The 15,993-nt window shown below is 73.1% G+C and carries 5 protein-coding genes; 2 read left to right on the plus strand and 3 right to left on the minus strand.

Annotated features, from left to right (window positions below):
- The first annotated feature begins 164 nt into the window (after positions 1-164).
- The gene (locus ACIA8K_RS03980) at positions 165-632 is read left to right on the plus strand and encodes a hypothetical protein (RefSeq protein ID WP_396054708.1); all 468 of its coding nucleotides are present in this window, start codon (positions 165-167) and stop codon (positions 630-632) included.
- Here ACIA8K_RS03980 and ACIA8K_RS03985 read toward each other — a convergent pair.
- Positions 588-1,562: an alpha/beta hydrolase gene (locus ACIA8K_RS03985; RefSeq protein WP_396054710.1), complete on the minus strand. Its 975-nt coding sequence runs from the start codon at positions 1,560-1,562 to the stop codon at positions 588-590. The two genes, ACIA8K_RS03980 and ACIA8K_RS03985, sit on opposite strands and share 45 nt — an antisense overlap.
- Positions 1,563-1,687: 125 nt before the next feature.
- Between ACIA8K_RS03985 and ACIA8K_RS03990 the strand changes: the two genes are divergently transcribed.
- Positions 1,688-3,667: an amino acid transporter gene (locus ACIA8K_RS03990; RefSeq protein WP_396054712.1), complete on the plus strand. Its 1,980-nt coding sequence runs from the start codon at positions 1,688-1,690 to the stop codon at positions 3,665-3,667.
- A gap of 8 nt (positions 3,668-3,675) precedes the next feature.
- Here the strand turns inward: ACIA8K_RS03990 and ACIA8K_RS03995 are convergent, their stop codons facing one another.
- Both ACIA8K_RS03995 and ACIA8K_RS04000 read right to left on the minus strand, forming a co-directional pair.
- Positions 3,676-5,706, minus strand: a complete 2,031-nt coding sequence (locus ACIA8K_RS03995; protein ID WP_396054714.1) for a hypothetical protein — start codon at positions 5,704-5,706, stop codon at positions 3,676-3,678.
- Between the two features lie 13 nt (positions 5,707-5,719).
- On the minus strand, positions 5,720-15,985 hold the full coding sequence (locus ACIA8K_RS04000; protein WP_396054716.1) for a hypothetical protein: 10,266 nt from the start codon (positions 15,983-15,985) through the stop codon (positions 5,720-5,722).
- Between the last annotated feature and the right edge of the window lie 8 nt (positions 15,986-15,993).

Here is a 15,993-nt window from a genome sequence, read left to right on the forward strand (position 1 = left end):
GGCATCGGTGGCTGCCGCGCCCGCCGCAGCAGCCGCCGACACCCCGGCAGCCGCCGACACCCCGGCGGCCACCGAAACCCCGGTAGGCGGCCGGATCATCCGGTGCCGTCCGGGCTGGTCCTCCGGCGGCCGCGCGTTGCCCGCCCCGGCTAGCCTCACCGCTCATGGGCAGACTTCTGTCGGCCGCCGGCCGCCTCCTCTTGGGACTGATCTTCGTCGTGGTCGGCGCGTTCGCGTTCTCGCAGCTCGCCTGGCCGCACCTGATCGCGTTCACCTACCCGGAAACCACTGTGACCGTCGACGGACCGTGCCGGGACGGCCTGAACGAGAGCCACCAGGTCTGCGACGCCTCGTGGACCGTGGACGGCGCGGCCGTCTCCGGCGAGATCAGCGGTGAAGGGCTGCGGCAGAGCACGCAGGTGAGTGCGCGCGTGAACGGCGACTCGGCGATCGTGATTCCGGAGCCGCTCACGCTCGCGCTCTACTGCACGCCGCTGCTGTTCATCCTGGCCGGCCTGTGGCTCCCGTTCTCCCGTCGCCGGGGCCGCTGGAGCAGCGGCGACGGGGACGGCGGCGACTGGGGCGACTCAGGCGGGGACGGCGGAGGCGACGGCGGCGGGGGTGGCGATTAGCCGTCCCAGCCAGCCGGACCGGGCCGCGGCCGCCTGCCGGGCCATCGGGGCGTCCGGGACGAGCGCGTCCCACGCGTGCGTGCCGCCGGGCCAGACGTGCAGCTCGCAGTCGCCGCCGTCGGCCCAGATCCGGCTCGCGTAGGTGACGCTCTCGTCGCGGAACACCTCCGCGGAGCCGACATCGAGGAACGCGGGCGGCAGCCCGGACAGGTCGGCGGCGCGGGCCGGTGCGGCGTAGGCGGACACGTCCGACGTTCCGGCCCGCGTGCCGAGCAGCGCGGACCAGCCCGCCCGGTTGTGCCCGCCGGTCCAGGTGCCGCTGCGGTCGAACTGGCGGGCCGACACGGTCCGGCCGCGGTCGTCGAGCATCGGGCAGATCAGCAGCTGGCCGAGCAGCGCGGGTCCGCCGCGGTCGCGGGCCAGCAGTGCGGTGCCGGCCGCGAGCCCGCCGCCGGAGCTGACGCCGGCCACGATCAGGCGGCCGGGATCGATGCCGAGGTCACCGGCGTTCCGCGCGGTCCAGACCAGGGCCGCGTAGGCGTCCTCGACCGGGTACGGGTCCGGGTGCTCCGGTGCGAGCCGGTAGTCCACTGTGACAAGCGAGACGTCGTGCGCGGCAAGCAGCGGCAGCAGCATCGACAGGCCGGTGAACCGGGTGCCGCCGACCATGCCGCCGCCGTGCAGCACGAACAGTCCCGGACCGGTTCCGGAATGGTCCGGGCGGCTGTACACGGACGCGGTGAGCGCCGCGCCACGGAACCCGTCGGCGGTGATGTCCCGCCGGACCACGTCGTACCCGCTGAGGTCTTCGGAGTTTCCCGCTCGCAGCCCGGCGATCAGGTCTTCGGCGGCCGGCGCGGGCACGTCCCGGTCCAGGCCCGCCGCGGCGAGCACGGCCCCGACGCCCGCGTCATAGGGAGGTCGAATCACAGCGCCATTCAACAGGGGGTACGTATACGCGCGGTTGACATGCGCCGCCAGGCCGGAGCGCGATGACTGGCGCGTGACGCGAGCGGGTACCGTGCCGGACGGCGTCATCGATCGAGGGGGAGACTATGGGCGGCAGCCCTGAGCTGGCGATTCCGGCGTACGTGGAGAGCCCTGCGCGGGAGCGTCCGCCGGGCACCCCGCTTGGGCGGTGGCTGCTGAAGGACCGGGTGCAGCCGGTCGGCCCGGAGAGCACCGACTCGCACGCCACGCCCCAGGCCTGGTGGAAGGTGATGTGCCTGACCGGCGTGGACTACTTCTCCACGCTCGCCTACCTGCCCGGCATCGCGGCGCTTGCCGCGGGCGTGCTGTCGCCGCTCGCCACGCTGCTGATCGTGGCGCTGACGCTGCTCGGCATGCTGCCGATGTACCACAGGGTGGCCCGGGAGAGCCCGCGCGGCCAGGGTTCGGTGGCGATGCTCGAGAACCTGCTGCCGTTCTGGTGGGGCAAGTTGTTCGTGCTGATCCTGCTGGGCTTCGTGGCCACGTCCTGGATCGTGACGATCACGCTCTCCGCAGCGGACGCGTCGGTGCACCTGCTGGAGAACCCGTACGTGCCGACCGCGTTCCACGGCCTCGCCGTACCGATCACGGTGGCCATGCTGCTTGTCCTTGGCGGCGTGTTCCTGCTCGGCTTCAGCGAGGCGGTCGGCGTCGCGATCCCGCTGGTGGCCGTGTTCCTGGCCCTGAACCTGGTGGTGGTCGGCGTCGGCCTGACGGACGTGTTCAGCACGCCCGGCGCGCTCGAGGGCTGGACGACGGCGCTGACCACCGGCCAGGACGGCTTCTTCGGCGTGCTGACCACCGCCGTGATCGCGTTTCCGCTGCTGGTGCTGGGGTTGTCCGGCTTCGAGACGGGTGTGAGCATGATGCCGCTGGTCGCGGCGAAGGGCGAGGACGCGGCGCAGCGGCTTGAGAACCGGGTGCGCAACACCCGCCGGCTGCTCACCGCGGCCGCCGTGATCATGAGCTTCTACCTGATCGCGACCAGCTTCGTGACCAGCGTGCTGATCCCGCAGTCAGCGTTCGAGGAGGGCGGTCCGGCGAACGGGCGCGCGCTCGCCTACCTGGCGCATGAGCGGCTCGGCGAGGCGTTCGGCACGGCGTACGACATCAGCACGATCTTGATCTTGTGGTTCGCCGGTGCGTCAGCGATGGCCGGTCTGATCAACATCGTGCCCCGCTACCTGCCGAGTTACGGCATGGCGCCGGAGTGGGCGCGCGCGGTCCGGCCGGTGGTGCTTGTCTACACGCTGATCAGCGTGGTGTTGACCATCGCGTTCGGCGCGGACGTCAACGCGCAGGCCGGCGCGTATGCCACGGGAATCCTCGCGATGATGGTCTCCGGCGCGGTCGCGGTGACCGTGTTCGCGATCCGGCACCGCAAGCGCCTGGCGAGCGTGGGATTCATCGCGCTGACGCTTGTGCTTGGCTACGCGATGGCGGAGAACATCATCGCCAAGCCGGACGGCATCGCGATCTCCGCACTGTTCATCGGCGGCATCATCGTGGTGTCGCTGATCTCCCGGGTCACCCGCACCACTGAGCTGCGCGCGGAGCGCATCGAGTTCGACGACGCGGCCCGCCGGTTCGTCACCGACTCGATCGCGCACGACGGCGCGCTCAACCTGATCGCGCACCGGCCGCGCACCTGCGAGGAGTCGGAGTACGCGGAGAAGGAGGGCGAGCAGCGCGGGATGAACCCGGTCCCGGGCCGCGCCGACGTGATGTTCCTTGAGGTCGAGGTGGCCGACCCGTCCGAGTTCAGCGGCGTGCTGCGGGTGACAGGCGCGGAGGTCGGGCCGTACCGGATCCTGCGCACGCAGAGCCCGGCCGCGCCGAACGCGATCGCGGCCGTGCTGCTTGCGCTGCGGGACGCGACAGGCGTGCGCCCGCACTGCTATTTCGAGTGGGCCGAGGGCAGCCCGGTCGTGCATCTGCTGCGCTACCTCCTGTTCGGCCGGGGCGACACCGCGCCAGTGGTCCGCGAGATCATCCGGCAGACCGAGAAGGACGCGGCGAACCGGCCCGGCATCCACGTGGGCTGAGCCTCAGGTCAGGGACACGTCTCCACGTAGAGCGCGATCTTCTCGAACAGCGCGGTGTTCTCGGGCTTCTCGCCGGCGAGATCGCGAAGCTGCCGGATCCAGTCCGTGCGGCCTCGTTCCGGCAGGTAGACGGAGTGCTGGTAGATCAGCTGCTTCAGCTCCTGGTCCGGGGCGCCGGCCAGTCCCCGCCGGATCCCGTCCAGGATCGCCCGGCTGGCGCCGTCGTCGAGCGGCCCCTTCGTCAGGTCGATCAGGTCGTCGAACGCGCCGCCACGTGTCTCAGAATCCTTTTCCAGAAGCGACGGTACGACCGAGAGCGACATCGTGTTCCGCGCGTCCCCGGCGCCGAGGTAGCCGAACGCGGCGCCGGAGAGCGCCGCATCACCGCGTTCTTCGATGCGAAGGATCGCCTCCCACGCCGCGAACAGGTCCTTCTGCACCACGCCGAGCGTGCCGATCTGCGGAAGCAGCGACTTCAGCGCGGAGCCCTGCTCGTCAAGCACCGACTTGATCGCCGCCACGTCGTCGACGGGCGTGGAGAGGAACGACAGCAGCCGCTCGTCGGCCGGCTCCCCGGCCGGAGTTGGTGCGGGCCGGGCCGTACCGGCCTTGCGAAGCAGGTCCGCGGTAATCGTCGGCGCCGGCGCGGAGACCGTGTTCCCGGCTGCGTCCCGGGCCGACCACAGGTTGTCCAGGTTCAGGTTCAGCCCGCCGCCGGAGGTACGCGGCTGGTGCACCATGGCGAAGTCGTAGCCGCCGAGCAGCTCGCGGAGGCCGGACGGCGCCTCGCCGTGGATCACCACGATCGGCGGGTCGCCGCCGGCCAGCTGATTCTGCCGGTGCTGGAAGAGCTGCCATTCGAGGTTGGCGAGCTGGCGCCGGGATGGTCCGCGCTGCTGGCGGTCCGTGGCGATCACCACCACCGGCGCGTCCACCCCCTCGGCCGCGGCCGTGATCTCGGAGTGGAACCGGGCGGTCAGCGCACCTGGCGACCCGATCACGTCGACGGTGCGGCCGGTGCCACCGACCGGCAGCGCGTGGATCGCAGACGAGCGGTTGACCGGACGGGCCGCGGCCGCGGGCCGGGCCGCGCGGATCTCGGCGAGCCAGTCGGCCAGGCTCAGGCCCGGCTCACCGGCGGCCGGGGTGAACGTGATCCGCTCCGGCGCGGCCGGCAGCAGCGCCGCGCCCCCGGTACCCGGGTCCAGGAAGGACACGCCGTGCGCGTCGTGCAACGCGAGCACTGTCGTCTCGGCGCCGGACGGGGCCAGGACTGTCACGAAAGCACGGGTGCCAGGCGTGGCCATCGCGGCGAGCAGGTCCCCGTAACCGGTGATCTCCGTCGGTGGCGCCCCCACCGCGTCCGCAGGCCGCAACGGGCGGGACAGCGTGCGAAGCGTGTCCGCGTAGGCGTGCCGGGCGAGCGGCGCGGGCAGGCCGAGCCGGACGCCGTCGTCGTCGAGGACCAGCCGGGCCCCGGGGTACGGCGTGCGCAGCGCCAGGTCGAGCATCTCGGCCGGGACCGCCGCGTAGGCGTCCGCCGCCCGGTGCCGGATCGGCATCACCCGCAGGAACTCCGCACCGTCGACCGGGGCCGGCCGCATGCCGCCGTCCACACCGATCAGCCGGTGCGGGTCGACCGGCGCGCCGGGGGCCAGACCGGCCCGGGGGACCTCGATCGGCAGGCCGATCAGGTCGGCGCGGGCGGCCACGTCGGACAGGGACAGGCCGTCCGGATCGAGCCGCACCACGTACCGGTCCGCGGACTCGATCGGGACGCCGCGCAGGAACTGGTACAGCACCGCCTGGGCACGGTCCCCGCCGAGCCGGGTGCCGCTGCCGAGCGCGTCCTGGATCTCCTTGCCGAACGTCAGGTACGCATAGCGTTCCATGGCCGGCAGCCCGGTCGTCCGGCGCAGGCGCGGGTCCCGGTTACGGGTCGAGATCGACTCGGTGTGGACGTGGGCACCGGTCGAGGTGGGCAGCATGTGATCGATGCAGATGGCGTCCGAGTGCCGGATCGCGATGGGCAGGTCCATGACGGTCCCCCGTTCAGCAGTTCGACAGTGTGTAGGTGATGACGTCGAGGATCTGGGCGCGCAGCCGGGAGATCTCGTCGCCGTGAGCGGCCATCCGGTCGCGCAGCGCGTCGAGCCGGCCCACCCAGGCGGTCCGGTCGACCGGGTCGAGGCAGTCCTCGGGCAGCGAGCCCGGCTGCCGGCTGGAGACCGAGCCGACCATCGCCACGAAGCTCGCGGTGACCGCGGCCGAGTCGGTGCGCAGCTGCTCCGGCGAGACCTGGCCGAGCAGCTTCGTCACCACCTCGAACACCTTCGTGTTCGCCTGGTCGAGCCGGTTGGCGGTGGCGGACCGCAGCAGCGTCAGCGTCTCGTCGTGGCTGAGCTGCCCGGCAAGCATCAGCTGGAAGAGGAGCCCGTCCATCGCGAACCGGTCCCGGCGCGTACCCCCGGCGCCCTTGAGGTAGTCGTAGACGAAGGTGGGTGGCACCGGGCCCTGTGTTCCGGCGTCGTAGACCGGCTCCACCCGCAGGAACGAGGTCGCGGACGGTGCGAGCCGGCCGGCCGGGACGCCGCCCGCGCGACGCGCGACCTCAAGCGCCAGCAGCAGCCCGGGGAGGCGCTGGTCGTCCGGATTCTCCGCGATCACCTGGCGCAGCTCGCCCGCGACGGCCGGATCGCCCAGCCCGGCGTCGTGCGCGCGCTGGTAATCCTCGGCATGCGCCCAGTCCGGAGAGGCGATCCACTCGGCCAGCACCGGCGTCAGCGTGTGGCGGATCGGCGGCGGCAGCATTTCCGCCTCCCGCAGCGCGGTCACCGCGTCCTCCGGCAGGTTGACCGGGTTCGGCGCTCCTGGCTCGAAGAGCTGCCAGAACACGTCGAACTTGAGCATCCGTTCCTGCACGGTGATCGGCCGGTGAGCGCGGCGGACCAACGCGAACGCGTCCTCGGCCGGCTTTGCCCCCGAGGTCGCGGCCACGATCGGCATCACGCCCCGCCAGGCGTCGTTGCGCAGCATCTCGTCGAGCTGCTTGACCGCCTCCAGCCCTGTCCCGGGCGGGCCGCCCAGGTTGATCACCACCACCGGCGGCCCGTCCGCACCGCGCGCCGCCGCGGTGAGCTCCCGCAGCACCCCCGCGGCGCGCGGGGAGCTGAAGTCGCCGAGCATGCGGATCTCACGGGTCGAGGACTCCTGCACCGGCGCCAGCGACGTCACCGGCGCCAGCGACGTCACCGGCGTCGGCGACGTCACCGGCGTCGGCGACGTCACCGGCGTCACCGGCGTCAGCGATTTTATCGGCGTCAGCGACGGGAGATCCATCAGCGGTACGGCAGACGGCGCCGCGAGCTGGCCGGACGCGCGACGGCCCACCCGGTCGCCCGCGGCGCGGCTGGTCAGCGCGCCGGGCAGCGCCTCGCGCAGGTTCACCGACCGGCCGCGCTCGTCGAGCATCAGCACCTCGGTGCCGCTCTTGCGGAACATCTGCGCGTGCTGGTCGGTGATCCGCCCGCGCAGGTTGTCCATCGACGTGCCGATCGTCGCCGGCGCGGCCGACGCGGCGTGCCGCTGGCCGTCCACCCACATCATCCGGCCGCCGCCGACGGACATCACCCAGAACAGGTGCGACATGCCACCGGACGGCGGCGGCACCCGGACCGCGATCATGCTGCCCGGCCGGCCGGCCGCGTACTGCCAGAGCAGGTCCGGGTCGTAGAGCCGGGCGAAGTCGCCCCGCAGCGACGTGGCCAGGTCCTCCGCCGCTCCGTGCCCGACGCGGTCGGTGTCTGTGGTGCCGTTGGCGGTGCGGCGGTGAACCGCGATGAACGCGCCGAACGCCCGGATCACGCAGTCCTCCGGCGGGTTCACCGGCGGCACCGCACCGGCGGGGAGTGCCGGGGTCTCGGTCGCGGCGGTCCAGTCGCGGAGCCGCTGCACCGCCGCGTCCAGCTCTGCCTGCCGCAGCAGGTTAGGCGTGGCCGGGCGGGCGGCGGCGAGCCGTTCGACCATGAACCGGCGGTCTGCGACGAAGGCCGGCGGCACGTCGTCCGCGATCGCCTGGACCAGCGCCTGGTCGATGATCCCGAGCGTGGGGCGCGGGCCGAAGACCTGGGCGGCTATCTCTGACGGGATGCGCGCGATCAGCCCGTGCGGGACGTCGCTGCGCACCCAGGCCCGGCCGTTTGCGGACGTGCCGATCAGCGTCAGATCGAACCAGAAGTAGTCGTAGTCGCCGGCCTTCTTCTCGTAGACGATCTCCACGTTGGCGGCGCCGCCCGCGGCCCCGCCGGTACGGGACCCGCTGCCGGCGATACCTGTGGACCCGATCGCCTTCTCGTCCCCCTCGCGCGGGCCCGCCTCCACCTCGAGCGGCCGGATGCTGAGGCCGGACCGCTGGTCCCGCTGCTGGTTCAGGGCCGACACGGTGATCGGCATGTTCGTCGCCCGGTAGTCGCCGCGGGACAGCCAGCGGGCGGCGCGCAACACCGCCCGTACCGTGAATTCGTCCGAGCCCTCGCCCTTGACCGTGTAGCTGCCGTTGAGCAACCGCCCGATGTTCGGGGTGACGTTTGTGCTGGTGAGTGCCGCCTTCACCGAGGTGAGCGCGGTGGACAAGGCGGCGTACCCGGGCAGGCGCGGTACCGGCTTGGCGGTGTTGTAGCGCTCCGCGCCGGGCATCCGGGTGGTCGGCAGCCAGCTGGTGAACCTGTCGAACCCGAAGATCTCCAGCCCCTGCACGTGCGGTGCCAGCTGCGCGGTCATGGCCAGGTCCGCCTGGAGGTCGGCAGGCCCGCCCGGTGGCGGATTGCGGTTGAAGACCTGCACGGAGGCGGGCACGATGTCACCGGCCGACTCCGGCAGGTCGCTGCGCAGGTGCGGCACGCTCTCGAAGTGCGGCTTGTCCTGGGTCAGGTGGCTCGGCGTGATCACCCGCAGCCGGCCGGGAACCGTATCGACGTGCTTCGGCTTCCGCGTCCCGGTCACCGCGTCCTGGAGCAGCGTGCGCAGCCAGCCGTCGGAGATCGTGTCGACCATCTTGACCGTCGCCGACCCGGCCGAGACGACCGACTCGATCGCCTGCGGCAGGTCAGAAGCCTCAAAGAACTCCAGCTTGAGTACGGTGTGCGCGCTGAATTCCTGGCTGTCCGGGTTGGTCGGGGACACACGCAGGTACGGCTGGTCCGACCGGGAACGGCTGTCGACGGCGGTCCGGCCCCACTCCGCCTCCGCGCCGGCGCCGATCGCCATCCGGGCGTCTCCGGGTCCGAACCGGGCATCACCGGCCGGCCCGATCTTGACGGACTGGTCCAACACCTCGGTCAGGCTCTTCCGGTCGAGACCACCCTTGCTGATCGTGCCCTTGACGTCCGGGCGCGGCCGCTCGTAGCTGAGCGGCCCGTCGTCGGCGGTGAGCCGGATGCCGATCCGCTTGACGCCGCCGATCCCCCGGTTCAGCGTGATCAGCGCCTCCAGGCCGTCCCGGCGGATGGTCCGGTAGTGCGTCTTGATCGCGCTGGTACGGAAGAGGTTCTCCACCGCAAGCGAGATCGACGGGTCGTCCACCGCGACGTCCATGCCGCGCAGCCGCTCCTTGACCACGCCGAGGACGTCCTGCCGCACTGTGCGGGTGACGCCGCCCCGGGTCACCGTCCGGTTCCGGGCGGCGGTCAGCTTCTCCACCGGAGAGGCGGCAAACGCGAGCTCCTTGTGGATCGGAGACAGCTCCACGGTCTTCGCCGGCATCACCCGCTCGTCCGCGGCCGGGATCGGCAGCCCGAGCTCCTTCGCCGTCACGTGCGGCGTGGACGTGTCCAGCCCGTGCGCGATCTTCAGGTCGTGCTCGTGCTTGCTCAGCACCCCGCCGCGCGAGTACCGCTCGTAGGTGACCAGGTAGACCGCGTCCGCCGAGTGGTTGTAGGAGCGGCCCTCGTACCCGGCGCGGGTGGTGGAGGTGCCGCCGTTGAGCGCGGACGTGGTCTCGCCCAGGCGGGCGGAGATCGCGGCGTCCAGCCCGAGGTTGACATGGTCGGCGCCCCGGCTGGCCGCCGGCACCTGCTGGCCGGGCGATGGATCCTGGCCGGGCAGGTAGCTGCTGCCCTGGGCGCCGTCGCCGTCGTCCGGCAGCGCCGCGGCACCGGGCCCCCACTGGAAGATGCCGCCGACGCCGAGGGTGGCCTGGGCGCTGACCGCGTCGCCCTCACTGCCGCCGCTCTGCAGGTTCGAGTCCTGGTAGTCGCGGTTGGTGGCGCCGTCGGTGGGCCGGGTGAACCGCGCGTTCGCCGGTAGCAGGCGGACCCGGAGCTGGCGGACCGCGCCGTCCTTCCCCCGGCTCAGCGGGACCACGATGCCGAGGCGGGTCATCAGGTCGCTGGCCCGGGGCTCCAGGTAGTCGGGCTTGAGGCCGTCCGCGACGCCGGACTCCATCGTCAGCCGGCCGCCGTCCGGGGCGAGGTCACGCAGCAGGGCCGCGGTGGCGGAGGCGGTCCGGGGAGTGCCGTCCACGCCGTCGATGAAGGCCTGCACCGACTCGGCGAGCGTCCCGACCTGGTTCAGCCAGACGTACATGCCCTCGGTGTTGCCGTCCACCCTGGACAGGTAGCCGGCCGGCTCGCCACCGTCGAGCCAGGAGCGGGCGGCGCGCGACTCGTCAGGGCTGAGCCGGGTGACCGGGGAACTGTCGCCGGGCAGTGGCTCCTGGCTGTGCGTGCCGCCGGGCGCCGGTGCGAGATCCTCCTCCGCCACCCGCACCGGGGCGTGGAACGCCTCGCCGCCGTACGTGCGGGTGCTGATGTCGCTGACCACCTTGCCGTTCTTGTCGATCGCCGACACGGTGAGCTGGTACCGGACGTCGTAGTCGAACTCGGTGAGCGTGCCGCGGACCTTGCGCCGCCGCGCGCCGGCCTGGGACAGCCCGACCTGGTTCGCGTACTCCCGGTCGAACATCGCCTGGAGGTCGACGAGCCTGACCCGCAGGCCGAAGAAGTCCTTGATGCTCACCCGGCCGGAGCCGTCCACGCGCGCGCCGATCTGGTACGCCATCAGCTCGCGGACGCTGAGCCCGGAACGGCCGGTCCGCTTGGTGTCGAGCAGGTAGTCGGGCACGGTGCGCACCTCGCGGAGGTCGCCGAGCGTGCCGGTCAGGTTCACCCGGAACGTGAGGTCGCCGACCGTGTACGTGTCGGTGATCCCGCCGTCGAAGATCGACCGCTGGAACCCGCGCATGCCCGGCACGCCGAGCTTCGCGGCCAGCTCGGCGAACCGCTTGGTCCGGCGTCCCCGCTTCAGCGTCCGGCCGGCCTTCTTCATCTGGTGCTCGAGCAGCCGCAGCGCATCCCCGAAGATCATCTCTGCGCCGGGCATCTCCTTCATCACCCCGGGACCGAGGCCGGTACGGGCGGCCATCGCCCACGGCTCCCGGGTCGGTGCGGCAAGTGGTGCGAGATCGCCGTTCACCCAGCCGTCAGTGGTGACGACGTGCCGCCGGATCCCGGCCGGGTTCGTGTCGTTCCTGATCGCGTCCGGAAGCGTCTGCCCGGCCAGCCGGACGCCTGTGTGGTCCACCACCTCCACCCGCGGATGCGCGGACAGCGCGGTGACGATCGCGGCCGGCACCCCGTCGGCGACCTGCACCTGTGCATAGTCGGGAACGTCGAGCCCGTCCAGGAACCGATTGACCGACGCCAGAGCCTCATCCGCCGGTACGGTGGTGTGCCCCTGCGCCGGCAGGTAGAGCGCCGGGTTCGGCACCGGCGTACCGGGCTGCACCGCCCCGCCGGAGGTGCGCAGCGGCACGGCGCGCAGTACCAGGCCCCGGTCGTCGACCACGTACCGGAACGCCGCGGCCTCCTGCCCTGCCGGGGTCGGCTGGTGGTCGCCGTCGCCGTGCAGCCGTACCTGGCCGGTCAGCACGGACAGGCTCTGCAGAGCGGCGGGCAGGTCGGTGAACGCGGGCGCGGCGGCCCGGCCCGCGATCGCCAGCTCGATCGGGGCCTTCTTGGCAAGTGCGAACAGGTCCACCGCGTCCCGGACGCCGTGCGCGCCCCACGGGTCGGCGGCCGTCTCCCGCCGCCCGGCCGGGCCGCTGACCGGATGAGCCGGATTGGGCACGTACACGGCGGAGACCGGTTCCGGGTGCGTGGGATCGGCGGACCTGGTGAACACTGTCGCGCCCAGGATCCGGTCCGCATTCTCCGGGTCGACCTGATAGCGGATGTCCGGCACGTCCGCGACTGTCGCGTAGGTGTCGTCCGGCCGGGAGATCCGCACGGAGGCATGCCCGGCCGCCCACTGCCAGGCCCCGTCCGGGTTCCGGTCCTCCGGAAGCATGACCTCGATCCGGTGCGTCGCCGCGATCTTCCGCAGCTGGTCCGGCGAGGTGACGCCGCCGCGCGGGAACGGCTTGACCTGCTTGGCGCCCTTCGCCGCGAGCGTCAGCGTGCCCTTCGGCAGCTCGACCGCGTCGCGCAGCGCCGGCGACTCCAGCAACTGCTCCTCGAACGCGGCCGCGTAGCGCGCGGGTACGGCCAGCTCGACGACGGTGGGGTGGCGCACGGTGAGCTGACCGCGGTTCGTGTCGAGCGTCAGCTCGGTGGAGATCGTGGCCGCGTACCGGATGAGCTTGTCCCCACGAACCAGCAGGTACTGCGCGGAGGACTCGATCGAGGCGGAGCGGTCCACGTCCCGGTTCAACTTGAGCGTGAGGACGTCCAGGCGGGGCAGGACCAGGTGATCGCTGATGCTCAGTGGAAACTCGGCGCCGAGCCGGCCACCCGCGGCCGAGCTGCCGCCGCGCCCGGCCGTCCGGGAGGTGGCCCCGCCCAGGTCGTTACGGATCATCGCGGGCGGCGTCTCGGTGATCCGGCGCAGGTCGAGCAGCTTGCCGCCGGTCCGCAGGTGGCCGTCGAGGTTCCTGCCCCGGCCGAGCCCCATGGTGATGTGCGGCGACACCCCGGCGTCCGCTGTCCACCACTGGTTCTGTTCCTTGACCATCCGGGGGTTGAGGAACTGCTGGCGGAGCCGGTCCACCACGCGCGCGGCCTGGGTGTCGTTGAGCAGGAAGGCGGGGTCGGCGCGCAACTGCCTCCCGAGCTCGCTGAGCGGGTCCTCGAAGTCGGCCGCGCTGAAGACGTAGTCCTGGCCGAGCAGCGCGCCCGGGTTCCGGACCTTCGTCGCCTCGCCGACGGTCATCGGGTCTTCCGCATCCCGGTGGGTGGAGACCAGCTGCGGCGAGTGGATCAGCAGGTGGTTGCCGAGGTTGTGGGTGACGATCTCCCGGCCGTCGACCTCCACGACCACCTGGGCGTCCGTGTCGTACTCGTTAAGCGCCCAGTCCCCGGTGAACGCGAAATTCTCCGAGTTGACCCTGCCCCCGGCCGCCTCGGCCCAGCGCCGCGAACCGCCGGTGAACAGCCGCAGGGTCGGGCCGACCACGGCCTGGAGCACGTCGCTGGCGACGGCCAGCACGGTGATCACGCCGAGCGGCAGGTTCCAGGCGCGCGAGCCGCCGCGCGACTGGCTGAAGGACTTCTCGCCGAAGCGGAGCTGCAGTTGCACGTCCTGGCCGGTTCGGCCCGGGCGGATCGGGCGGACCCGGCGGAACTGCGGGTTCGACGGGCGGACGAAGACGCGGACGTACTTGCCGTTGAACTCCTCGGCCACGCCGGTGTCGATCAGCCGCTCCCAGTCGTCGGCCCTCTGCGAGCCGAGCGTCGCGGTCAGCCACGGCGCGATGTCCGCGCCGTCGGCCCGCCACGGCCGGGCGGAGTCGCCCACGCTCGGCCGGACCTGCGTGGTGATCGCCTGCACGTCGGCCGCGCCGAGCGGCTGGACGTCCTTGACGTAGCTGTCGCCGAGCACGTGCCGCTCGCGCAGGAACCACGGCGCGGACGGCGCGGTGGCCGCCTCGATCCTGGCGCGAAGCGTCGCCACCTCACCGGCGGTCTCGGCTAGCGCCCGCCGCAGCGACGCGGCCGTCCCGGACGCACCGTGCCAGGGCTCGCCCCGGAGCCGGCCGTCCGGGTCCATCAGGCGGGTGACCAGACCGGGCAGGTTCGCCTGACGCCCGGCGGACTGCGCGGCCTCGATCTCCTCCCGGGCGCGGCGCATCGCCGCTGCGCGCGCCGCCTCGGCCGGGGACTGCGCGGCATCGAACTGGTCCGCGAGTGCGCTCCAGAACGTCAGTGTGGACTGCCGCCCGGCCAGCCGCGCGGCCTCGCCGTCCACCGCCGCCGTGCCGGTGTACCCGGTCAGCCGGCCCAGGTGCGCGACGTGCGCCGCCTCCAGGGCGGGCGCGGTATCGCCGTGATCGGCCCTCGCGGACGCCCGGACGCCGGCCAGATGGTGCAGGTAGACCAGGCGCCCGACGTCCTCGACGGTGATCGCCGCACCGCGCGCCGCGATGGTGGCCACCTCGCCGGCCGCGGCGCCGAAGTCCCGGCGCAGCGGGGAGCCGTCCGCCTCGGCCGCCTGCATCCTGGCGTCCAGCCGCCGGGCGTCGCCGAGCTCCATCCGGGCCCAGTCGGCGGCCGTGTTCCGCAGGTACGCGAGGTGCTCGTCGAGCAGGTCCCGGTCCACGGCCGCGGTGTCCCGGGCCGCGATCGCGTCGGTCCGGCGCTGCTCCTCGACGCTGCGCAGGCCGGGGATGCGGCCGTGCTCGGCGCGGAGCGCGGCGATCTCGCTCCGCAGGCCGTCGGCGTACTCCTGGGCGTCCTCCTCAAGGCCGGTCAGCCGGACGATCTCCTGGTCGTCGGCGAGGCCCTGCCGGGTGAGCTGGTCGACGAGCCGGCTCGCCTCGACGGAGGCCTGGCTGAGCCGGGCGTGGTCGGCGGGCACCGCGCGGGCCGCCGCGTCGAAGGCCTTGCCACGCGCGACCCTCGCCGCGTCGATCCGGGCCGCCAGCGCCACCCGGGCCTGCTTCGCGGCGATGAGCGTGTCCCGGGCCGTGGTGTACGCGGCGTCCGCGGCGACGGCACGCGCCTCCTCGGCCGGGATCAGGGCGTCCAGCGCGGCGATCCGGGCGTCGTGCCCGGCGATCGCGGTGGTGGCCGACCGTACCGTGGCGTCGTGCCCTGCCCTGGCCGTTTCGAACCCGGCCCGGATCGGCGGCAGCCGGCGGGTCAGCAGATCGTCGAGCGCGGTGAACTGCTGCTCCGGCGTGCCGTCCCGGAGCGCGTTCCCGACCGCATCGACCTGTACCTGGACCAGCTCCGCCGGGCCCTGCGCGCCGGTCGTGACACCGGCGGCCGGGTCCGCGCGCGGCGTGGGCCGGGTGGGCGGCAGGCCACCGGCCGCGGCGCGGCCCACCGGCGCGTCAAGCAGCGCGTCCACCAGGCTCGTGGGCGTGTCAAGCACCGAGGCGCGCGCACCGGGTCCGTTCGATGCGGCGGAGGACTGCCGGAGCGTGCGCACCGTGGCGCCGGCCGGGAGGTCCGCGGGGTCGAACCGGCGCAGCGCGTCGGCCGGGTCGGCCGAAAGGTCCACCCGCCACAGCGCGCCCTCCCGCGGCACCAGCCACAGCACCCGGCCCGGCGCACCGTCCACCCCCGGGACGTGCACAAGCGTGGGCTCGCCGAGCGGCGGGGTTCCGCGTACCGTCGTGCCGCCGAACAGGTCAAGCAGCGCGGCCTCGGAGACCGGCTGCACCGACCGGGTCAGCGCCGCGGCCTCCGGACCGGCCGGCGCGCCGAGCACCAGCCCGGCCGCGAGCTGGTAGCCGGCCTGCCACAGCACGGTGCCGGAGACCGAGCCGGAGCGCGGCACCCGGTGCTCCTCGCGCGCCTCCGCGACCCGGTCGGCCAGCTGTTCCAGCCGGGCCCAGACCGGGGTGTCCCGGGCCTCGGCCAGCTCCGCGGCGGTGGCCAGCACGGCGCGCATCGCGGCCAGGCCCTTCGGCAGCACGTGAAGCGCGTCGCCGTCCCGGACCAGACGGGCGGACGGCTCCGTCGCCGGGGCGCCCACCACTGTGATCGGTACGCCGACCATGTCCGCGGCGGTGAGCCAGGACTTCTCCGCGCGCCCGGTGGCGACCGTGGTGATCCGTGCGCCGGCGCCCAGATCGCCGAGCAGGTCACGGGTCACCCGCTGGACCGTCTCGAGCGCGGCCACGTCGCCGAGCCCCTGCCCGTCCATGAAGAACGCCGGGCCGCCCGCCCGCGCGCCGACGTTCATGGCGCGCTGGAGTTCGAGCAGGTTGACCGGGGTCTTCATCGGATAGGGGTGGAAGAAGACGCCGTTGTCGATCGGGATCAGCCGGCCGTCCGGGCACAACGACATGAACGAGTCACGTGTGCTGCTACCGGACATGCCGTCCC

The organism is Catenuloplanes sp. NPDC051500 (assembly GCF_044454585.1).
Taxonomy (GTDB): domain Bacteria; phylum Actinomycetota; class Actinomycetes; order Mycobacteriales; family Micromonosporaceae; genus Catenuloplanes.